This window comes from Klebsiella sp. JN_Kp122 (assembly GCF_040062085.1).
Classification (GTDB): Bacteria; Pseudomonadota; Gammaproteobacteria; order Enterobacterales; family Enterobacteriaceae; genus Klebsiella; species Klebsiella aerogenes.
The window spans coordinates 82184-102932 of sequence record NZ_JBEAHW010000042.1 but is presented as its reverse complement, the minus strand read 5'-3'; the positions used below and the strand labels follow the sequence as shown (position 1 = coordinate 102932).

Here is a 20749-nt window from a genome sequence, read left to right as displayed (position 1 = left end):
GGGTTATTTGTGTGATAATAGGAAATAATGTGAAATAGATCACTGGAGAATGTATCGATATATTCCCCAGCGATCGCGAGATTAAAAGTCCCAATCGTCGTCGGCGGTCGCTTCAGTTTTACCCATGACGTAAGAAGAACCGGAACCGGAGAAAAAGTCGTGGTTTTCATCGGCGTTTGGCGACAGCGCCGCAAGAATTGCCGGGTTCACGGCGGCCATTTCCGCCGGGAATAGCGCCTCATAGCCAAGGTTCATCAATGCTTTATTGGCGTTGTAACAGAGGAACGCGTTGACGTCGTCAAGCCACGGGCTGTCGGCATACAGTTCGCGGGTATAAGCCAGTTCGTTATCGTATAGATCCATCAGCAGATCAAAGGCGAAATTTTTCAACTCCTCACGCTTCGCGGCGCTGACGATTTCCAGCCCTTTTTGATATTTATAGCCAATATAGTAACCGTGCACCGCTTCGTCGCGAATAATCAGGCGAATTAAATCGGCGGTATTGGTCAGCTTGCCGCGGCTGGAAAAATGCATCGGCAACCAGAACCCCGAATAGAAGAGGAAAGATTCTAGGAACACGCTGGCGATTTTTTTCTTCAGCGGTTCATCGGCCTGGTAGTAATTGAGCATCAACTGCGCTTTGCGCTGTAGCGGAGCGTTCTCCTCGCTCCAGGCGTAGGCGGCATCGACATCTTTGCTCTGGCACAGGGTCGAGAATATCGAACTATAGGAGCGGGCATGCACCGCCTCCATAAAGCTAATGTTCGACAGCACCGCCTCTTCATGTGGAGTGAGAGCGTCGGTCATCAACGCCGGGGCGCCGACGGTATTCTGGATGGTGTCGAGCAGCGTCAGCCCGGTAAAGACGCGGATGGTCAACTGCTGCTCCTGAGCCGTCAGGGTCTGCCAGTGCGGAATGTCGTTGGACAGCGGCACTTTCTCCGGCAACCAGAAATTACTGGTCAGCCGGTTCCACACTTCGAGGTCTTTATCATCCTCGATTTTATTCCAGTTAATGGCGCTGATGCGCGATAAATGGGTCATCCTGTTCTCCTTACAGCGCGCAGGACACGCAGCCTTCGATTTCGGTACCTTCCAGCGCCAGCTGGCGCAGGCGAATGTAATACAGCGTCTTGATACCTTTCTTCCACGCGTAAATTTGCGCTTTGTTGATATCGCGCGTGGTGGCGGTATCCGGGAAGAACAGCGTCAGCGACAGCCCTTGATCGACATGTCGCGTGGCTTCAGCATAGGTATCGATAATTTTTTGCGGGCCAATTTCCCAGGCATCCTGATACAGCGCCAGATTGTCGTTAGTCATAAACGGCGCCGGATAGTACACGCGGCCGGTTTTACCTTCTTTACGGATCTCGATTTTCGCCACAATCGGATGAATGCTGGAGGTGGCATGATTGATGTAAGAGATCGAACCGGTCGGCGGGATCGCCTGCAAATTGCGGTTATAAATGCCGTAGCGCATCACGTCGTCGCGTAGCTGGCGCCACATCTCACGATCGGGCAGGGTAATCCCCGCACGGGCGAACAGTTCGCGCACCGTGGCGGTTTTCGGCTGCCAGTCACCCTGCAAATACTGCTGGAAATAGTCGCCGCTGGCGTAACGCGACTGCTCAAACCCGGCAAAACGCACGCCACGCTCGCGCGCCATTGCCATAGAGGTGCGCAGGGCGTGCCAGGTGACGGTGTAGAAATAGAGATTAGTGAAGTCCAGCCCCTCCGGGCTGCCGTAGGCGATCCCCTCGCGGGCCAGATAGCCGTGCAAGTTCATCTGGCCAAGGCCGATGGCGTGCGATGCGGCATTACCCGCCGCCACCGATGGCACCGAGCGGATATCGCTCATATCGGAGACCGCCGTCAGGCCGCGAACCGCTACTTCGACGGTGCGGGCGAAGTCCGGCGAATCCATAGCGTGGGCGATATTCAGCGAGCCGAGATTGCAGGAAATGTCCTCGCCAACGGTAGCGTAATCGAGATTTTCGTCAAAGGTGGAGGCGCTATTGACCTGCAGGATCTCCGAGCAGAGGTTGCTCATATTAATGCGCCCGGCGATCGGATTGGCGCGGTTCACCGTATCCTCGAACATGATGTACGGATAGCCGGATTCAAACTGAATTTCCGCCAGCCGCTGGAACAGATCGCGGGCGCGGATCCAGCGTTTACGAACGCGGTCGTCGGCCACCAGTTGCGCATACATCTCGCTGACGGCGATATCGCCAAAGGCTTTGCCGTACAGTCGCTCAACGTCATAGGGCGAGAACAGCGCCATCTGCGCGTCTTCTTTCGCCAGCTGGAAGGTGATATCCGGAATGACTACCCCCAGCGACAGGGTTTTAATGCGGATCTTCTCATCCGCGTTTTCCCGCTTGGTATCGAGGAAGCGCAAAATATCGGGGTGATGGGCGTGAAGGTAAACCGCGCCGGCTCCCTGACGCGCTCCCAGCTGGTTGGCGTATGAGAAGGCGTCTTCCAGCATTTTCATCACCGGCACCACCCCGGAGGATTGGTTTTCGATACGTTTAATCGGCGCGCCCGCTTCGCGCAGGTTGGAGAGCAGGAACGCCACGCCGCCGCCGCGTTTTGACAGCTGCAGGGCGGAGTTCACCGCCCGACCGATCGACTCCATATTATCTTCGATACGCAGCAGGAAGCAGGAGACCAGCTCGCCGCGCTGCTGTTTACCGGCGTTGAGGAAGGTCGGCGTCGCTGGCTGAAAGCGCCCGGCGAGGATCTCATCGGCCAGCTGTCGCGCCAGGGTTTCATCACCCTGGGCCAGGGTTAGCGCCACCATGCAGGCGCGGTCGGCGAAATGCTCCAGGTAGCGTTTGCCGTCGAAAGTGCGTAAGGCATAGCTGGTGTAGAACTTCCACGCGCCGAGGAAAGTACGGAAGCGAAAACCGTGTTGATGCGCGTGGGCGAAGAGGGCCAGTACGAAACGTCGCTCATAGCGGGCCAGCACTGCCGGATCGTAATAACCTTCGTCGCTCAGCCATTGCAGTTTCTCCTCCAGCCCGGCGAACGGTACGCTGTTGGGACGCACGTGATTATGGATAAATGCTTCGACCGCCTGTTGGTCCTTTTCCAGGGGAATACGGCCGTTGCTGTCGTATAAATTCAGCATCGCATTGAGGGCGTGGAAATCAGACGCCCCGGCGGTTACACGTTCTGCGGTTGTCGTTGCCAAAATTCGCTTACTCCTTTACGCACGTTGTCGACATCTTGCTGGGTACCCATCAGCTCAAAACGATACAGATACGGCACGCCGCATTTCTGCGCGATGACCTCTCCCGCCCGGCCATAGGCCTCGCCGAAGTTACGGTTACCGGCGGCGATCACGCCGCGAATCAGCCGGCGATTATGCGGGTCGTTTAAAAAGCGGATCGCCTGGCGCGGCACGGCGCCTGCCGTCCCGCCGCCGCCGTAGCTGGGGACGATGAGAATATAGGGTTCGTCTACCTGAATTCGCTCACGCTCGTTGAGCGGGATGCGCACGGCAGGCAGCGCCAGACGCTGCACAAAGCGATGCGTATTTTCCGAGCTGCTGGAGAAGTAGACGATCAGGCTCATAGGCTGGCCGTAGCCGCGGCGGGACGCAGGCGATTAATCATATCGGGGCGGAAGCCGGACCAGCGGGTTTCCCCGGCCATCACCACCGGTAATTGCTGGAATCCCTGCTCGCGCAGCATGTCGATGGCTTCAGGGTGTTGGTCGATGTTGACCATATCGAAGGCGAAACCGCGGCTCTCCATCGCGCGTTTGGTGGCATGGCATTGCACGCAGTCATTTCGAGTGTAAATAATAATGCGCATGATTCGTATTTCCATTTAAGATAACAAGACGGCGTAAAAAATCGTGCCGAACGTTATGGGCTTACTGTTCAGGAAATACTAGATGTAGTTATTTAAAACTTCAACCACGCAATATATAGAGTTTTTCGATAAGTTATCCCCCACCGACTAGCCTGGCGGGGGAGGGAAGTCGATACCCGAAAATTACATCCGCATCGCGACCGCAAGTCGGTTGAAGGCGTTCATCAGGCTGATGGCGAAGGTTAAATCGCTAATCTGGCGGGGGGTAAAATGCTCTTCTAAAGGCAGGTACACCTCATCTTCAGCGTGGCTGGCTGCGATATCAGTAACCGATTCCGCCCATGCCAGGGCCGCGCGTTCCGCGGCGCTGAAGTGGGCGCTTACGCGCCAGCCTGCCAGCGCATCCAGCTTGTCCTGGGCAACGCCGGCTTTGCGTAACGCTTTGCTATGCATCTCAAGGCAAAAAGCGCAGCCGTTAATTTGCGACACCCGCAAATAGACCAGCTCCACCATCGTGCTGCCCAATTCGCTTTTTTCCAGCGCTATGCTGGCCTGAACCAACCCCTTATAGATTTCCGGGCTCAGTTCGCTGTACGGCTGACGTAATGTGGTCATCTTGCAGTTCTCCTCTCTAAGACCCGGGCAAAATAGCACTATAATGGACTGCATAAGATAGCCATATTGTGATGAAAAAAGCAGACCATAATGGAAGCCAAAAAAGTGCCGCACTACCAGCGTATCGCCCGACAGCTGAAATCAGCGATTGAGAATGGCGAGCTGGCCCCGGGAAGCCGCCTGCCCGCGAGCCGGGTTTATGCGCAGGAGCTTGGCGTGTCGCGGGCGACGATTGAAAATGCCTGGGGCGAGCTGGTGGCCCAGGGTTGGCTGGAGCGCCGCGGCCAGGCGGGTACCTTTGTCAGCGAGCGCCTAAGCCCGCGGCAGGTCACGGCTCAGCGCCCGACGGCAGGCCAGGGATCCTCCGCGCCGCAGCCTTTTCAAATGGGGCTACCGGCACTGGATCTTTTCCCGCGCGGGGTGTGGGCGCGGGTGATGGGGCGGCGGCTACGGACGCAATCGCGCTTCGACCTCGCGCCCGGCGATCCCTGCGGCGAACCGGTTCTCCGTCAGGCGATTGTCGACTATTTACGTCTGTCGCGCAGCATCGAGTGCCAGCCGGAGCAGGTTGTGATTAGCGGCAACTATGCGGCCTCAATGGCGCTAATTTTGCGTACCCTCGCGCAACCGGGGCAGCATATGTGGATGGAGGATCCGGGATATCCGTTCATTCGGCCGGTAGTTAGCGCGGCGGGGGTCAATATCGATCCGGTACCGATTAACCAACAGGGAATGGATATCGACTGGGCGCAGGCACACTTTCCGCAGGCGCGCTTTGCGCTGTTGACTCCAGCGCATCAAAGCCCGCTCGGCGTGGCCCTATCGCTGGAGAGGCGCCGCCAGGTACTGCAGTGGGCGGCGCAGCGAGATAGCTGGATTATTGAAGATGATTACGACAGTGAATTTCGCTATCAGGGGAAACCGCTACCGCCGCTGAAAAGCCTCGATGCGCCACAGCGGGTACTGTACGCCGGGTCATTTAGTAAATCGATGTTTCCCGCGCTGCGCGTCGCGTGGCTGGTGGTACCGCTGCCGTTGGCGGCGCGGTTTCGCCGTCAGGCTGAATTGAGCCACTGTAATGTACCGACCTTATGGCAGCAGACGTTAGCGGACTTCATCAATGAGGGGCATTTCTGGCGCCATCTGAAAAAAATGCGCGCCAGCTACGCGTTGCGCAGGCAGTGGCTGGAGTCGGCGCTGCAGGAGCAGGGTTTTCAGGTGGTACCGCAGTCCGGCGGGATCCAACTGGTGATGGCGGTGAAGGGAGACGATCGCGAGCAGGCCCGGCGCTGCCAACGAGCCGGGCTGGCGGTGCAGGCGTTGAGCGATTGGCGCATGCTTAGCCGCGGTGAGGGCGGGCTATTGATGAGTTTTACGAATATAACGTCGGCGGTGATGGCGCGTGAAGTGGTAGGCGAATTAAAGCAAGCGCTGGCCAGCGTGGAATAACAAAAAACCCTGCGTACCATTGGGACGCAGGGTCAGACGCGTATTTGTTATCTTCACATGTAGTCTATCAACACTATTATCGACGCAAATTAAGCAAAACGCCAATAAATACCCCAACGGCGGCGGCCGCGCCAACGCTCTGCCAGGGTTTATCGCGCACGTAGCTGTCGGCGCAGCCGGCGGCATCCCGGGCGCGTTCAACGGTATCATAGGCCGCCTGGCGCAGGCGGGTATTGCCGTTCAGGCGGGCACGCGTCTCTTTCAGCAGCGACTGCGCTTTTTTGCGCGCATTCTCAGCTTCATCTTTCGCATCGCTGCCCCATGATTTCAGCACTTCTTCCAGCGTATCCGCTAATTGGCTGACTTCGTTATGAATATCCTCGGCGCTTTCATCAATGTCGTTGCGGTTCACACGGTTAGCCATTGGTTTCTCCCTTTGTTCCATTCGAGTTATTAAGTGTAGGACATGATTTTGCATTATGCTTTTGCGGGAGTTTATGGAATTTTCTGAAAGCGCTGCTATTCGTGAATAAGGTAAGGTAAATGTGCGGTAAAAGATAACGAGGAATCAGTATGTATTTAAGACCCGATGAGGTGGCGCGTGTTCTTGAAAAAGCCGGCTTCACCATGGATGTTGTGACGCAAAAAGCGTATGGATATCGCCGTGGCGATAATTATGTTTATGTGAACCGCGAAGCGCGCATGGGGCGTACCGCTTTAGTTATTCATCCGGCGCTCAAAGAGCGCAGTAATTCACTGGCTGAACCTGCCAGCGAGATTAAAACTTGCGACCATTATGAACAGTTTCCGCTCTATTTGGCGGGGGATGCGCAGCAGCATTACGGCATTCCCCACGGTTTTAGTTCGCGGATGGCGCTTGAGCGTTTTCTGAATGGGCTGTTTGGCGAAGCTCAGCCGCAGATGTCTCACGGCTAAATAGTCAAATGCGGGTTGGGTGAAAGCGGGCGACTGGCAGCGGCCAGTCGCTGAATGACAAGGATCAGGCTTTAGCTTGCTGATAAGGGCTGACGCGGAACAGGCGACGGCAGAAGTCGAGAAAGTAGCCGTACACTGCGCCCATCATCATTGATACCAGAATGTTTGAACTGACCGCGGCGGCAATTTGATGCCAGTCTGCGCCTACCGACAGTAGAATCAATACATACACCGGTGACTGGAAAGTCACATATGCGACGACGTCAGCAATGTTTTTCATCCATCCCGAGGTGCTGATTCGGCGCGCCTGACGCATGGCGAAGTCGCGATAGAAGCCATAAGGCACCGCAATAATAATGTTAACCGGGATCGCGACCAGGCGTGAAGATAACGACTGCTCAAAGGTCATTCCGGAGAGGAAAATTTCGATCATCATATTGACAACGGTGCAGTAGACCACCATTGCAAAGGTGTCTGCTACCGCATGACGCAAGCGGGATTGAGCAGAGAACATCGGTATGCTCCTCGAAAAATGAAGTCAATAACGCCGAAAAGTGCGCATGGTGTAGCGGTTTTGGGCTGCCTGTTTTGATGCGTGTAGAGTATATCTCTGTGTAGTAAGTGACAACTAGCTATAAATTTTTATTTATCGCCTTTTTGTCGATAAAACACTCTGTGAACTGGCGTTTTGCTCAGCTTGCGCTACTTTTGTTCCTTTTTTTGATTATGTTGTTTAATATCAAATAGATATGATTTTGTTTTGTAAGGTGACGAGTAAGCATGACAGGGGAAGGGAGGTTGATAAGGCGGGCGCCTGATTCCGTAATGTGATGCTGGTCACTATTGGCGTTATTTACTGGATGGATGCCTTTTTATCAGCATTTGCTGCTGTATGTAAATAATGGGTTTTATTCTGATTATGTGAATTTAAATTCATTGTCGCAAAGCTATTGGCATTCCCCACGGCGGGCGAAGATTTTATAACTCACTGAAGTGGCTATAAATATAACATTATGAATATTATCATGTCGCACTATGCATTATTCATCTGCGCTAGGCTGTATTTATGTTCTATTTCGCTATTACCCGCCAATAAATTTCAGCGCGTTCATAGGTGTAATCCTGTACATATTTATTTGAATAAGCTAAGGCTGGAAATAAATATACATATCTATTAAACTGACCGGGTAATTCTTGTTTTATTTTTTCGATTTGGGATTTTTGATCTTTATGTCTTTTATGTTACAAAAACTGAATAATATTCGCTCACTGCGTGCTATGGCGCGTGAATTCTCCACTGACGTGCTTGAAGAGATGCTGGAAAAGCTCAGGATCGTCACTGAAGAAAAACGCGCTGAGCAGCAGAAGACGCAACAGCAGCAGGCAGAATATCAGGAGAAAATTAATACCTGGCTGGAATTAATGGTTGCTGATGGTATTTCACCTGATGAATTAGTGCTGCATGAAATGGCCCCGGCGAAAAGCAGTAAAAAGCGTAAGCCGCGTCCCGCTAAATATCGTTATACCGACCATACCGGCGCAGAAAAAACCTGGACCGGGCAGGGACGTATGCCGAAGCCGATCGCTTTAGCCGTCGCGCAAGGGAAATCGCTTGAGAGCTTCCTGATTTAAATCGAGCGTAGGTTAAAACGGTGGGATTCCCCACCGTTTTACTTAGCAGACGCCGAAATCGCCTTCTTCGGTATAAGGCGTAACATCAACCGCTTTCAGAGTAAACTTTTCACCCTGCTCGTTACTTGCCTGAACGACGACCAGACTATCGCCATTCACTTCCACTACCTTCAATTTTGGCCCGCCGACGCGCGGTTGTACCAGATCGCCTGTTGCAAACATGGTGTTTCTCCTGTGCATTGGTCACAACTAAGAACCTAAACGATAGCTCAACGACGCTGACGGATTCAATGATCGTGCTGTTTTTTGTTAAAACAATGTGGGGGTGGATGTATTATCTTTGTTAATGGTTTTGACGGCGCTGCGGTGAAGGCAACTAACGCTGCCAGCGAGGAATGATTTAAAACAGAACATGGTCAGATAAGCGAATATGAAGTATATCATTTTACTTATTATTATAATTGCTGTGCTCTACGTCCATTATCGCGGAAAGGTTCGCTATCGTTTCTGGCGGCAGCTTTCCGATCATTCAACTTTTACCGCGCCCCTTAATGGCTTTATGTACCTTTTTTCTCGCGTGCCAAATACGCCGTATCTACGCCCGGAGACTTTTCCAGAGTTGGCGATATTACAAAAGAACTGGTTGGTTATTCGTGAAGAGGGGATTAACCTGCAGCGTCTGGAGCAAATAAAAGCGGCGGAAAAATATAATGATGCCGGATTTAACTCATTCTTTAAAACCGGCTGGAAACGTTTTTACCTGAAATGGTATGAAGACGCGCATCCCTCCGCCAGCCAGCTATGTCCAAAAACGACCGAGCTGCTGCGTGGGATTCCTTCGGTTAAAGCGGCAATGTTCGCCACGCTACCCGATGGTAGCCGTTTGCCTCGCCACCGCGATCCTTACGCCGGGTCGCTGCGTTTTCATCTCGGGCTGGCGACGCCGAATGATGACCGCTGTTTTATTGAAGTGGACGGCGAACGCTACAGCTGGCGCGATGGTGAGGGTGTGCTGTTTGACGAAACCTATATTCACTATGCGGAAAATACCAGCGGTGAGAATCGGCTGATTCTTTTTTGCGATATCGAACGGCCCATGCGTTACCGCTGGGCGCAGAAGGTGAACCACTGGCTGGGGCGAAATTTAATGAGCGCCGCCGCCGCGCCGAACGACGTCGGCGACCGCACCGGCGGAATTAATCGCAGCTTCCGTTACATTTATCAAATCCGCATTATTGGCAAGCGATTGAAAAAATGGAATAAAACGGTTTATTACATCGTCAAATGGCTGCTCTTCGGCGGCATCGCCCTACTCATCTGGCAGGCGTTTTAACGCCGGTTCCACGGCATGACCGCCAGCAGGCGCGCCATGCCGCAGAAACCGGTGAGACCAGCGAAAGTGAGCCCCGCGCCAACGAAACCACTCAGCAAGAAAAAGCCGCTGTTGACGGCGTAGCCCAGCACTACGCCCAGCAAAATCAGCGCGCCTGCGGCGATTTGCACCTGGCGCATTAGCGGCAGCGGCTGGGATTTATCTTCGACTATCGGCAACCCCGCCGCCCGCCACGCCTGAATACCGCCAGCCAGCAGCTTAACCTGCGCGGGCGCGGCGGCGGCGGCCAGAAGGCTGGCGTTATTTTGCGTGCGCGAGCCGGCCTGGCAGTGAAAAATGATGGTGTCGCCCGGCTGCGCATTGAGCGCCGCGCCGTGAGTTAATTGTTCTAATGGCAGCAGTGTCGCCGCCGGAATATGCTCGCGGGCGTATTCGTCGGCAGCGCGGATATCAATTAACCGCGCCCCCTGGGCGATAAGCGCCTGGGCTTCGTTGGCTGAAACGGTGGCGATAGTCATAAGGACTCCTTACGGGCAGTAAATGGTCTTCAGCGTGGCGATGACCTGCTGAACGGCGGGATGGGTAATGAAATAGCGCAGGCGCTGCGCATCGCGCTCGCAGTCGATTAGCCCTTCATCACGCATTCGCGCGAGGTGCTGAGAGGTGGCGGAAGGGCTCAGGCCGGTGATTTGCGCCAGCTCGCCTGCGGTTGTACGCGGGGCTTCGCAGAGCATGCACAGAATCAGTAGCCGGTGGGGATTGCTCATCGCTTTCAGCAGGACAGCGGCTTCCCCGGCGCTGGCCTGCAGTTGTTGTGCTGTGGTCATCTTATTTTAGTATTTGCTAAATTTAGATTATTCTAAAATAAAAGATGACCCTTTACCAGCCGTATAAAGAACGGAGCTCACGCCTGCTGAGCGGCCCTGGCGATATGCTGGCGGGCGTGGGCAATGCCCGCGTCGCGGCCGTGCGGGCGAATATCCATCCCTTCGGCATAGATAAATTCAACGTCGCTAATCCCCATCAATCCCAGCACCGCGCGCAGGTAAGGGGTGACCGCATCGCTGGGTTGCCCGTCATGGACGCCGCCGCGCGAACTAATGACCACCGCACGCACGCCTTCCACTAGTCCCTGAGGCCAGGTCTCGGTGTAGCGGAAGGTTTCCCGCGCCCGCGCCACCAGATCGAACCAGTTTTTGAGATCGGTTGGCACGTTGAGGTTATACATCGGCGCGCCGATCACCAGCAGATCGCTGGCCTTTAACTCGCCGATGAGTGAGTCAGAGAGGGCAACCCCTTGCTGAATCGCCGGGCGCGAGTCTTGCGCGCCGCGCAGCGCGGCAAACAGCGCGCCGTCGAGTTTCGGCAAGGCGAGGGTGGTCAGATCGTGTTCGACGACCGAATCCTGATGACCGGCCTCGCGGCGGGTCTGCATATATTCATCTATTAGCTGGTTGGTTAGCGACGCCGGGCCGTTGATGCTGGATTTTAAAATCAAAACGTTACTCATGACGGACTCCCCATAAAGTTGATGGTCCGCAGGGTAACACTGTCTTTTTTTCTCCAGTAGTGACATTATTTTTTATCATTGTATCCATTCAGGAACCAATCAATGCGCAGTGATTTAAATGCGATCCCGGTATTTGTCGCCGTCGTCGAATGCGGCAACTTTGCGCAAGCCGCGGAGAAGCTGAACGTGACGCGCTCCGCCGTCGGCAAGAGCATTTCCCGGCTGGAGCAGCGGCTTGGCGTCGCGCTGTTTCAGCGCACCACGCGTCGGCAGGCGTTGACCGAAGAAGGCGAGGTCTTTTATCTGCAATCCCGCCGGGCGCTGGATAACCTGCGGGATGCGGAAAATGAAATTCAGCGCGGGAAAACCCTGGTGCAAGGGCGGCTGCGAATTAGCCTGCCGGTGCTGTTTGGCCAACGCTGCGTGGCGCCGATCTTGTTTCCTCTTAGCCAACGTTATCCGGAGCTTAAGCTTGAGCTGTCGTTTAGCGACCGTCAGGTCAATCTGTTTGAAGAAGGGTTCGATATGGCGATACGTATCGGCGCGTTGAGCGATTCCAGCTTTCTTAAGGCCCGGCGTTTAGGCCAGCACGGCATGATTCTCTGCGCATCGCCGTTATATCTGCATAATCAACCAGCGCCGCAGACGGCGGAAGAACTGCACGAGCATCTTACCATCGGCTATCTCTACGCCGGGCAGATGCAGAAATGGCATTTGCGCGATACGCAGGGAGCGGCGCTCGCGTTTCGCCCTCAGCCCGGACTGGCGATGGATGATTTCGCCGCCATCGCCGCGGCGGCAAAAAGCGGGCTGGGAATCGCCTGGCTGCCGGATTGGCTAGTGGCGGACGAGATAGCGCGGGGAGAACTCCAGCAAATATTGCCGTCGTCCGTTAGCGGCAGTTTTGCGATCAGCGCCGTCTGGCCGGAAGCGGTATGGGTGCCGCAGAAAATTCGCGTAGTGGTAGATGAACTGCTGGCGCGGCTGCCGCAGCAGTTAGCCGGTGGAGAAAACCAGGAGGATTCTTCAGCGTCAGGTTAATCCGGGCTTAAGGTATGCCGGCGATAATGACAGCATGATGACTGTGACGAGAACTCGCCATGAACCTGTTAGAAACGTTTAACCAGAACGCCTTCCTTACGCTGAATGCCGGGCCAGGTACGCCGGACAGCCTATTGCTACTGGCTCAATTCTCCGCCAGCTGGCTTATTCTCATTGTGCCGGCGATATTGCTGGGATTATGGTTCCTTGGCGGTCGTCAGGGGCATCGACAGGCGCTGTTTTGCGCCATGACGATTTTGATAGCGTTAGGGCTGGGGGTTGCCTGTGGAACCCTGTGGTTCCATCCGCGGCCGTTTATGATGCCGCTGGGCCATACCTGGATAAGCCACCCGGCGGATAACTCTTTTCCAAGCGATCACGGCACCGTAATGTTCAGCGCCGCCTTCGCGCTGCTGTCATTACGCCTGCGCGGCATTGGGCTGCTGGTGCTGGCGGCGGCGCTGCCGGTTGCGTGGGCGCGTATTTTTCTCGGCGTCCATTTCCCGCTGGATATGCTGGGCGCGGCGCTGATTTCAGCACTGAGCCTCTGCGTAGCAAAAGTGGTCTGGCAACGGCTGGGGCAGACGCTGGTGGCGCTGTGCGAAGCGCTGAGCCGCCGTCTCTTCTCCTGGCTGCCGGCGCGCTTTACGCCGTAGTCACTTCCTTTGTACGCGCGCGGCCCGTCGATACAGCGTGCTGCGCGCGACGCCTAACGCCTGCGCCGCTTTACTCACATTGCCGTTAAAGCGGGCCAGCGTATCGGCAATCAGCTTTGCATCATGTTGTTGAAGCCCGCCCGGAGCGCTGGTTTGCTGCGCGCTTTGATACTCCTCCGGCAGCGCCGCGACGCCCAGGCATTCGCCATCGTCCGCCAGCGCCAACAGGACTTTGAGCAGGCTTTGCAACTGACGCACGTTACCCGGCCAACGACATAATGTCAGTTGATGAATCAGCGCGTCAGAGAGGGTTATATGGCGTTCTGCCGCGCCAAGCGAGCGCCACAACGCTGGAATAAACTGCTTGAGTTCAGGCCATTGGCGTAGCGGCGGGATGGTAAAAGCATACTCGCGCAGGCGGTAGAGCAGGTCCTCGCGAAATGCGCCTTCGGCGACACGCTGCGCGAGATGACGGTGGGTAGCGCAAATCAAGGCGAAGTTCACCGGCGCGCTGCGATTCCCACCCAGCGGCATGACCTCTTTTTCCTGCAATACCCGCAGCAGACGGGTTTGCAGAGCCAGCGGCATATCGCCGATTTCATCGAGGAACAGCACCCCACCATCGGCTTCGCGAATTTTGCCGATATAGCCGTTTTTATTCGCGCCGGTAAAGGCCCCCGCCTGATAGCCGAAAAGCTCCGATTCAATCAGCGATTCTGGAATGGCCGCGCAGTTGATGGCGACGAATTTACCGCTGCGCCAGCGGCTATGCGCATGCAGTTCACGGCTGAGGAACTCTTTGCCGCAGCCGGTTTCGCCTTCGATGCACAACGCGATACCGGCGTTGAGCAGGCGGACCATTTTCTCGCCTTCGCCGGACGCGCAAAACGGCAGGTTAAGTGCTGGTTGTGCGGGGACGGCGACGCTGGCGCGGGTTGGCGCGCGCAGACGGTAATAGTAGCCACGTTGCTGGAAGGTCATCGGTAGCGGCACGCTGACCGCCGTTTGCGTCAGGCGGGGGAACAACTGCTGGAAGGTCATTTGCCCTATCTGTCCGGCCTGCAGGCCCAGTTCGCGGATGGCCAGGCGATTGGCCGCGGTCAGCAGGTTATCGGAGAAAACCAGCAGCAGCTCTTCGGCGCTATCGAGCTTCTGTACCCGCGAGTGCAGGCTCATTAACCACTGTTGCGGATGCAGACTCTGTTTTACCCACAGATATTCAATCTGTTTGGCGGCCTCTTTAATCCACGCCAGAGAGTGGGGATGCGGGATATGCGCCGGGCCGGAAATATCCAGCGCCCCGGCAATCTGGCCATCGGGGCTTTGTAGGGGAACCGCCGCGCAGTACAAATCCTGATTACGGGTTAAATAGTGTTGGCGGCCTTCGACTTCGCAGCTGTCGTCAATCGCCAGCGCGGTACCGATAGCGTTGGTGCCGCGACCGCTTTCGCTCCAGATATTGCCAGGCTCCAGCGCGAAGCTTTGCGCTTTTTCCATCGCTGCGCTATTGCCGAAGGTTCGGAGTACCAGCCCGCTGGCATCGGAAAGAATCACTACCGATTGCAGCCCGGCGGCACGTTGCGCCAGCGGCGTCGCCACCGGTTGCGCCAGCCGTTGTAGGCTGCGGTTGCTTTCCAGCACGTCGGCCAGTTCGCCGCCGCGCAGGCGCGGAAATTCGTCGCTCGTTGGCTGCAGGCCATAACGCTGGCTGCGTTGCCAGGAGTCGCTCAGCAGCGTGCTGGACTGCGCCTCGGGGGTGATAGTGAACGGATTTCCTTGCACGGCGCACCTCGTGGTCGGCTGGTTTGTGTTGCAATATTGTAGCAATTTGGTTTTCTTGGTGTTGCGATTCGCAACACAGAAGCGGGATCCTGTGCGACAAAGAGGACGCGAATCGGCAGAGGGATATATGTAATTATTTGGAAATTATGAATTTTATGTGAAGTACGCAAACCTGGCACAACCCCTGCTACAGGAAAAAGCGTGCAGCGGACAATAGCAAAAACCACCACGCCGCTGCGCCTTAACCCTACAGAAGGAGATTGCGATGCGTTATGTTCATCCTGGCAAACCGGGCGCTTTGGTTTCATTCAAATCGGCCTACGGCAACTTCATAGACGGTAAATTCGTCGAGCCGTTAAGCGGCGAATATTTCATGAATACTTCTCCCGTCGATGGGAGCAACATTGCGCAGTTTCCCCGTTCCGACGCCAAAGATATCGATTTGGCCCTTGATGCGGCACACCGGGCGGTGGACGCCTGGGGGCGAACCTCGGTACAGCAGCGTTCTCATCTTCTGCTGCAGGTCGCCGACCGCATTCAGGAGAATCTGGAGTATCTGGCGGTAGCGGAGAGCTGGGATAACGGCAAACCAATCCGCGAAACCCTGAACGCCGACCTGCCGCTGGCGGTCGATCATTTCCGCTATTTCGCCGGTTGTCTGCGCGCGCAGGAAGGCAGTACCGCCGAAATTGACGACACCACCGTGGCTTATCATTTCCACGAACCGTTAGGCGTGGTCGGGCAAATTATTCCGTGGAACTTCCCGCTGCTGATGGCGGCATGGAAACTGGCGCCCGCGCTGGCGGCAGGCAACTGCGTGGTCTTAAAACCGGCGGAGCAGACGCCGCTGAGTATTACTTTGCTGATGGAAATTATCGGCGATCTCTTCCCGGCAGGGGTGTTGAACGTGGTGCAGGGCTTTGGCAAAGAGGCCGGCGAAGCGCTGGCCACCAGCAAGAGGATCGCTAAAATCGCCTTTACCGGCTCGACGCCGGTAGGCCGTCATATTATGGCCTGCGCGGCGGAGAATATTATTCCCTGTACCGTTGAGCTGGGCGGCAAATCGCCGAATATCTATTTTGCCGACGTAATGGATGGCGAGGAGGAGTTTATCGAGAAGGCGGTGGAAGGGCTGGTACTGGGCTTCTTCAATCAGGGAGAAGTCTGTACTTGTCCGTCGCGCGCGTTGATCCACGAATCGATCTACGAGCCGTTTATGGAGCGGGTAATGGCAAAAGTGATGCAGATCCGTCGCGGCGATCCGTTTGATACCGAAACGATGATCGGCGCTCAGGCATCACGCCAGCAGTTCGATAAGATCCTGTCATATATCAAGATCGCTCGTGATGAAGGCGGGCAGATCCTCACCGGCGGCGATCGCGCGAGCATTACCGCCGAGCTGGATAGCGGCTTCTATATTCAGCCGACGCTGATTAAAGGGCACAACGAGATGCGCAGCTTCCAGGAGGAGATCTTTGGCCCGGTCATCGGCGTGACCACCTTTAAGGACGAGGCGGAGGCGCTGGCGATCGCGAACCAGACGCAGTTTGGTTTAGGGGCCGGGGTGTGGACGCGGGATACTAACCTGGCGTACCGCATGGGGCGTGGCATCAAGGCCGGACGAGTGTGGACCAACTGCTATCACGTTTACCCGGCGCATGCTGCGTTTGGCGGCTATAAGCAGTCCGGCGTCGGGCGGGAAACCCACAAGATGGCGCTGGAAGCCTATCAACAGACTAAAAACCTGCTGGTGAGCTACGGCACTGCGCCGTTGGGGCTGTTCTGATTCATTTATAACGGCTGACCCGGGGGCGGCGTAAGCGCCTTCCCCGGGCTACCTATGGCACTGGGCCACCCATTGCACTGGATCTGTAGTCCCGCGCAAGCGCAGCGCCGCCGGGCAATATCCGCGGATAAGACACCGCTTTTGCGCCGGATGGCGGCTTCGCCTTATCCGGCCTACGGTCTGTGCGCTCCCTGCGCCATGAGAGCCATAACGCAGAAGAAATATCGGGAGCGCAATGTGCTCTGAATTAACACAAAGCACATGTTTTCCGTACACAAAACCGTTGCAAACCGATAACAGTAGCACCGGGCGGCGCCCGGTCTCATCTTATTGTTTGCGCTTTCCAGCAGCGGACCTGCGCGCCATTCGCTTGCGCCTCCAGCGGCTGCGGCCGTTCGCAGCCCTGGCTGGCGTAAGGACAGCGTTCCCGAAAGAAGCATCCCGTCGGTAGCCGGCGGTTGCCCGGTAGTTCGGTATTGCGCACGCCTTCGCCTAATGGCGAACCGATGCGCGGTACCGACTCCATCAATAGCTGGGTATAAGGATGCGCAGGGTTATCCAGCACCTGCCGCGCCTCGCCCATCTCAACGATTTGCCCGAGATACATCACCGCCACCCGATCGCTCATATGGCGTATCACCGAGACGTTATGCGAAATCAGCACGTAGGTGAGATTTTGCCGCTGCTGCAGTTCGACCAGCAGATTGAGGATCTGCGCCTGCACCGAGATGTCCAGCGCCGAAGTTGGCTCATCAAGCACGATTATCTCCGGCTGCGACGAGAGCGCGCGGGCGATGGCGATACGCTGGCGCTGGCCTCCGGAAAAAGCGTGCGGCAGCCGATCGAGATATTCGCTACGGATCCCCACCTGTAGCGCCAGCTGCTCGGCGAGATCGCGACGCGCCTTTTCAGGCATGCGCGACTGGATCCACACCGGTTCGGTGATGGTGCGCCAGACCGGTAGCCGCGGATCCAGCGATGAGAGCGGATCCTGAAACACCATCTGCATGCGTCCGCTCTGGTTTTCGCCGCGCGCCGGCGCGCGGGTGAAGTGGCCGGAAGAGGGCTTTAACATGCCCATCAGCAGCTTCGCCAGGGTGCTTTTCCCACAGCCGGATTCGCCAACGATTCCTAAGGTTTCGCCGCGCCTGGCCGTCATATCCAGTCCATTTAGCGCATAGACGCGTTCGATGACTTTCCCGCGCCAGTTTTTCTGCGCGGCAAAGGTCAGGTGCACATCATTGAGGGTTAATAGCGTTTCAGACATGGGCGTTCTCCCGTTGCGGGTACCAGCAGGCAGCCTGTCTATCGGCGGCGCTATCATGAGTCTGCAGCGTGGGGGTGATACCGCAGGCTTCACCCGCGGCGAAGCAGCGTTCGCGGAAGGCGCAGCCGGCGGGAAGACGCGCCAGATTCGGCACGGTGCCGGGAATAGAACGTAGCGGCGCGCGCGGTTCGCCATTATCGGGGGCGCTGTTTAACAGACCAATAGAGTAGGGATGCTGCGGCTGCTGCAGCACTTCTCCGGTGTTGCCGCTTTCAATGACCGCGCCGGCGTACATGACGTACAGCCGATCGCACACCTGAGAGACCACCGCCATATCGTGGCTGATAAACAGCACCGCTGTGCCGGTCGCCTGGGCCTTTTGCTTTAACAGGCGCAGTACCTGACGCTGTACGGTGACGTCCAGTGCGGTGGTCGGTTCGTCGGCAATCAGCAGGTCGGGCTCGCAGGAGAAGGCGATAGCGATCATCACCCGCTGGCGCATGCCGCCGGAAAGTTCGAAGGGATAGCGCTTGAGCACGCTTTGCGGATCGGCAATTTGCATATCCGCCAGTAGTTCGACGGCGCGGGCGCGCGCTTCACGCAACGACATGGGACGGTGCTGGCGGATGACGTCTGCCATCTGCTTACCGATGCGTCGGGTGGGGTTAAGCGCGGTCATCGGCTCCTGAAAAATCATCGCGACCTTGCTGCCGCGAATATCGCGTAGCGTTTTTTCCGTCAGGTTGAGCATATCGTGACCCATCAGGGTGATAGCGCCGCTATGAATATGATAGCTACCGGCGGGAAGCAGCCGCATCGCCAGCATCGCGGTTACCGATTTGCCGGAGCCGGATTCGCCCACCACGCCGACGATTTCACCGCGATCGATGTGCAGCGAGATATTATTCAGCACGTTGACCTGGCCCTGATAGACCGGGAAACTCAGGCGAACGTTATCGATAGTTAAGACCCGATTTTCCATTAGTTGCGCCCTCCGGCCTTGGGATCCAGTAGATCCTGGATGCCATCGCCAAACAGGTTAAAGCCGACGGCGGTGATCAGGATCGCCGCGCCGGGGAAGGCGCAGTACCACCACTGATCGAGCACGTAGTTGCGGCCGTTAGCGACCATCGCGCCCCATTCCGCGGTGGGCTGCTGGGCGCCGAGGCCAATAAAACCGAGCGTGGCGGCCATCAGAATCGCGCTGCCGATATCCAGCGAGGCCTGCACCACCAGCGGCGGCAGGGCGTTACGCAGAATATGCCAGCTGATCAGATGCCAGCGCGAGGCGCCAAACGTCACCGAGGCCTCGACGAAAGTAAGCTGACGAACCACCAGCGTCTGGCCGCGCGCCAGGCGCACATAAAATGGAATACGCACGATGGCGATCGCCAGCATCGCGTTGAACAGGCTCGGGCCTAACGCCGCCGCCAGCGCCATGGTCAACACCAGCGACGGAATCGACAGCATAATGTCCATCAGACGCATAATCAGCGCGTCGCTGCGCCCGCCAAGCACCCCGGAGAGACAGCCCAGCAGCGAGCCGCTGATCCCGGCGATCAATACCACCGCCAGCCCGGCGGCCACCGACTGCTGGCTGCCGATCAATACGCGGCTGAACAGATCGCGGCCGACCTCGTCGGTACCAAACCAGTGATCGAACGACGGCGCCTGCAGACGCGCGGCAAGGTTGATAGCGTTAGGATCGTGCGGCGTCAGCCACGGCGAGAAGATCATTAAAAACAGCATGATCAGCATGATCGCTGCGCCAATCAGCGTTAGCGGGCTCTGGCGGATCAACCACCAACGACGCTTCCAGTGGCCGCTTTTTTCAGCCTTTGGCCGTGGAAGCGGTTGTTCCTGAGTCATCATCACTTAGCTTTCTCCCCGACCCATGCGCGGGTCGATCCATAAATAGAGCAGGTCGACTACCAGGTTGACCAGTACGTAAGCAAAGGAGACCACGATGGCGAAGCCCATCACGGCGGGGAAATCGAGCGCCTGAATCGAAGACACCACGTAAGCGCCCATTCCAGGCCAGGCGAACACCGTTTCCGTGAGCACCGCGCCGTACAGCAGATCGCCCAGCGCCAGCCCGAGCACGGTGATGGAGGGAATCAGCGCGTTGGGTAGCGCATAGCGCACCACAATGGTGAATTTCGGCAGGCCGCTGGCTAACGCGGTCCGAATGTAATCCTCATTGAGCTGCTCGAGCATTGCCGAGCGGATCTGCCTGGCGACGATGCCAAGATGAACGAAGGCAAGGGTGGCCGCCGGCAAAATGAGGTGCTGCAGGGCATTGAAGAAGACTTCAATATTGCCTTCCAGCAGTGAATCCAGCAGATAAAAACCGCTGACGCGGGTGGGCGGATCGAACCAGTCATCGAGCCTGCCGCTGCCGGGTAGCCAATCGAGCTTGCCGTAAAACAAGACGATTACCCCGAGACCGAGCCAGAATGCCGGAGTCGAGATGCCGGTCAGCGCCATCAGGCGCACCAGGTGATCGGTCCAGCGATTGCGGTAAACCGCCGACAGCACGCCGAGCGGGATGCCGACCACTAGGGCAATCAGCAGCGCGCAAAAGGCCAGTTCCAGCGTCGCCGGGAAGAAGGTTTTTAAATCTTCCAGTACCGGGCGGCCGGTGCGAATCGAGGTGCCGAGATCGCCGTGGAGCAGGGCATCAACGTAGCGGGCAAACTGCTGCCAGAGCGGTAAATCCAGCCCCAGCTGCTGGCGAATATGGCGGACGATTTCATCGCTGGCGCGATCGCCCGCCAGCAGCCGCGCCGGGTCGCCGGGAATCAGGTGCGAAATAATAAAGGTAATCACGCAGACGCCGGCGACAACTAAAATCAGCCCCCAACAGCGCTGCCGTATTAAACCCCAGAAACTCATGATGGCGCTCCTCGGCCGGGCCT

At 56.7% G+C, this 20749-nt stretch carries 23 protein-coding genes; 7 read left to right on the top strand and 16 right to left on the bottom strand.

The features are described from left to right. Window positions 1–81 precede the first annotated feature (81 nt). The 5 genes from nrdF to ABLU78_RS17825 all read right to left on the bottom strand — a co-directional run bounded on the left by nrdF (window position 82) and on the right by ABLU78_RS17825 (window position 4439). Window positions 82–1044, bottom strand: a complete 963-nt coding sequence (gene nrdF, locus ABLU78_RS17845) for a class 1b ribonucleoside-diphosphate reductase subunit beta (protein WP_015370074.1) — start codon at window positions 1042–1044, stop codon at window positions 82–84. A gap of 10 nt (window positions 1045–1054) precedes the next feature. Beyond that, a complete protein-coding gene (nrdE, locus tag ABLU78_RS17840; protein ID WP_015370075.1) occupies window positions 1055–3199 on the bottom strand; it encodes a class 1b ribonucleoside-diphosphate reductase subunit alpha in 2145 nt (714 codons plus the stop codon). Next, window positions 3172–3582: a class Ib ribonucleoside-diphosphate reductase assembly flavoprotein NrdI gene (gene nrdI / locus ABLU78_RS17835; protein WP_015370076.1), complete on the bottom strand. Its 411-nt coding sequence runs from the start codon at window positions 3580–3582 to the stop codon at window positions 3172–3174. The genes nrdE and nrdI overlap by 28 nt, the downstream gene beginning before the upstream one ends. After that, on the bottom strand, window positions 3579–3824 hold the full coding sequence (nrdH, locus tag ABLU78_RS17830) for a glutaredoxin-like protein NrdH (RefSeq protein ID WP_015370077.1): 246 nt from the start codon (window positions 3822–3824) through the stop codon (window positions 3579–3581). Before nrdH ends, nrdI begins: the two co-directional genes overlap by 4 nt. Window positions 3825–4007: 183 nt before the next feature. Further along, window positions 4008–4439, bottom strand: coding sequence for a carboxymuconolactone decarboxylase family protein (locus tag ABLU78_RS17825; RefSeq protein ID WP_015703232.1), 432 nt, complete (start codon window positions 4437–4439; stop codon window positions 4008–4010). Between the two features lie 90 nt (window positions 4440–4529). Between ABLU78_RS17825 and ABLU78_RS17820 the strand changes: the two genes are divergently transcribed. Next, window positions 4530–5888: a PLP-dependent aminotransferase family protein gene (locus tag ABLU78_RS17820; protein ID WP_032712375.1), complete on the top strand. Its 1359-nt coding sequence runs from the start codon at window positions 4530–4532 to the stop codon at window positions 5886–5888. Window positions 5889–5964: 76 nt separating this feature from the next. Here ABLU78_RS17820 and ABLU78_RS17815 read toward each other — a convergent pair whose 3' ends face one another. Next, window positions 5965–6312, bottom strand: a complete 348-nt coding sequence (locus ABLU78_RS17815) for a DUF883 family protein (protein ID WP_015370080.1) — start codon at window positions 6310–6312, stop codon at window positions 5965–5967. Between the two features lie 149 nt (window positions 6313–6461). Between ABLU78_RS17815 and ABLU78_RS17810 the strand changes: the two genes are divergently transcribed. Further along, window positions 6462–6824: a DUF2002 family protein gene (locus ABLU78_RS17810; RefSeq protein ID WP_015370081.1), complete on the top strand. Its 363-nt coding sequence runs from the start codon at window positions 6462–6464 to the stop codon at window positions 6822–6824. A 64-nt stretch (window positions 6825–6888) separates the two neighbouring features. Here the strand turns inward: ABLU78_RS17810 and alaE are convergent, their stop codons facing one another. Then, window positions 6889–7338 carry an L-alanine exporter AlaE gene (alaE, locus tag ABLU78_RS17805; protein WP_015370082.1) on the bottom strand — a complete coding sequence of 150 codons (450 nt, stop codon included), beginning with the start codon at window positions 7336–7338 and terminating at the stop codon, window positions 6889–6891. 716 nt (window positions 7339–8054) lie between these two features. Here alaE and stpA point away from each other — a divergent pair. Further along, on the top strand, window positions 8055–8456 hold the full coding sequence (stpA, locus tag ABLU78_RS17800; protein ID WP_032706443.1) for a DNA-binding protein StpA: 402 nt from the start codon (window positions 8055–8057) through the stop codon (window positions 8454–8456). A 42-nt stretch (window positions 8457–8498) separates the two neighbouring features. Here the strand turns inward: stpA and ABLU78_RS17795 are convergent, their stop codons facing one another. Continuing rightward, complete coding sequence (locus ABLU78_RS17795; protein WP_015370085.1) at window positions 8499–8678, bottom strand: hypothetical protein; 180 nt, start codon at window positions 8676–8678, stop codon at window positions 8499–8501. Between the two features lie 208 nt (window positions 8679–8886). Here ABLU78_RS17795 and lpxO point away from each other — a divergent pair, with 208 nt between their 5' ends. After that, the gene (gene lpxO / locus ABLU78_RS17790; RefSeq protein WP_015370087.1) at window positions 8887–9789 is read left to right on the top strand and encodes a lipid A hydroxylase LpxO; all 903 of its coding nucleotides are present in this window, start codon (window positions 8887–8889) and stop codon (window positions 9787–9789) included. Here lpxO and ABLU78_RS17785 read toward each other — a convergent pair. The 3 genes from ABLU78_RS17785 to ABLU78_RS17775 all read right to left on the bottom strand — a co-directional run bounded on the left by ABLU78_RS17785 (window position 9786) and on the right by ABLU78_RS17775 (window position 11299). Continuing rightward, the gene (locus tag ABLU78_RS17785) at window positions 9786–10307 is read right to left on the bottom strand and encodes a rhodanese family protein (RefSeq protein WP_020078128.1); all 522 of its coding nucleotides are present in this window, start codon (window positions 10305–10307) and stop codon (window positions 9786–9788) included. The genes lpxO and ABLU78_RS17785 overlap by 4 nt on opposite strands. A 9-nt stretch (window positions 10308–10316) precedes the next feature. Continuing rightward, window positions 10317–10616 carry a metalloregulator ArsR/SmtB family transcription factor gene (locus ABLU78_RS17780; RefSeq protein ID WP_015370089.1) on the bottom strand — a complete coding sequence of 100 codons (300 nt, stop codon included), beginning with the start codon at window positions 10614–10616 and terminating at the stop codon, window positions 10317–10319. Window positions 10617–10693: 77 nt separating this feature from the next. After that, complete coding sequence (locus ABLU78_RS17775; protein ID WP_032712369.1) at window positions 10694–11299, bottom strand: NAD(P)H-dependent oxidoreductase; 606 nt, start codon at window positions 11297–11299, stop codon at window positions 10694–10696. Between the two features lie 102 nt (window positions 11300–11401). On the opposite strand from ABLU78_RS17775, the gene ABLU78_RS17770 reads away from it, so the two are divergent. Next, complete coding sequence (locus ABLU78_RS17770) at window positions 11402–12340, top strand: LysR family transcriptional regulator (RefSeq protein WP_020078131.1); 939 nt, start codon at window positions 11402–11404, stop codon at window positions 12338–12340. Window positions 12341–12399: 59 nt separating this feature from the next. After that, window positions 12400–12996, top strand: coding sequence for an undecaprenyl-diphosphatase (locus ABLU78_RS17765; protein ID WP_015370092.1), 597 nt, complete (start codon window positions 12400–12402; stop codon window positions 12994–12996). On the opposite strand, the gene ABLU78_RS17760 is transcribed toward ABLU78_RS17765, so the two are convergent. Beyond that, entirely contained in the window at window positions 12997–14778 is a 1782-nt protein-coding gene (locus tag ABLU78_RS17760) for a sigma-54-dependent Fis family transcriptional regulator (RefSeq protein WP_048229351.1), read from the bottom strand. Between the two features lie 265 nt (window positions 14779–15043). Here ABLU78_RS17760 and ABLU78_RS17755 point away from each other — a divergent pair, with 265 nt between their 5' ends. Next, entirely contained in the window at window positions 15044–16564 is a 1521-nt protein-coding gene (locus ABLU78_RS17755; RefSeq protein WP_048229349.1) for an aldehyde dehydrogenase family protein, read from the top strand. Window positions 16565–16886: 322 nt separating this feature from the next. On the opposite strand, the gene ABLU78_RS17750 is transcribed toward ABLU78_RS17755, so the two are convergent. From ABLU78_RS17750 to ABLU78_RS17735, 4 genes are read right to left on the bottom strand one after another with little or no spacing between them, the layout of a single operon-like run. Continuing rightward, a complete protein-coding gene (locus ABLU78_RS17750) occupies window positions 16887–17831 on the bottom strand; it encodes an ABC transporter ATP-binding protein (RefSeq protein ID WP_032715665.1) in 945 nt (314 codons plus the stop codon). After that, window positions 17824–18813 (bottom strand): ABC transporter ATP-binding protein, encoded by a 990-nt coding sequence (locus tag ABLU78_RS17745; RefSeq protein ID WP_048229347.1) that lies wholly within the window; start codon window positions 18811–18813, stop codon window positions 17824–17826. The genes ABLU78_RS17750 and ABLU78_RS17745 overlap by 8 nt, the downstream gene beginning before the upstream one ends. Further along, the gene (gene ddpC, locus ABLU78_RS17740; RefSeq protein ID WP_162866942.1) at window positions 18813–19703 is read right to left on the bottom strand and encodes a D,D-dipeptide ABC transporter permease; all 891 of its coding nucleotides are present in this window, start codon (window positions 19701–19703) and stop codon (window positions 18813–18815) included. Before ddpC ends, ABLU78_RS17745 begins: the two co-directional genes overlap by 1 nt. Before the next feature lie 3 nt (window positions 19704–19706). Continuing rightward, window positions 19707–20726: an ABC transporter permease gene (locus tag ABLU78_RS17735; RefSeq protein WP_047038950.1), complete on the bottom strand. Its 1020-nt coding sequence runs from the start codon at window positions 20724–20726 to the stop codon at window positions 19707–19709. Window positions 20727–20749 lie beyond the last annotated feature (23 nt).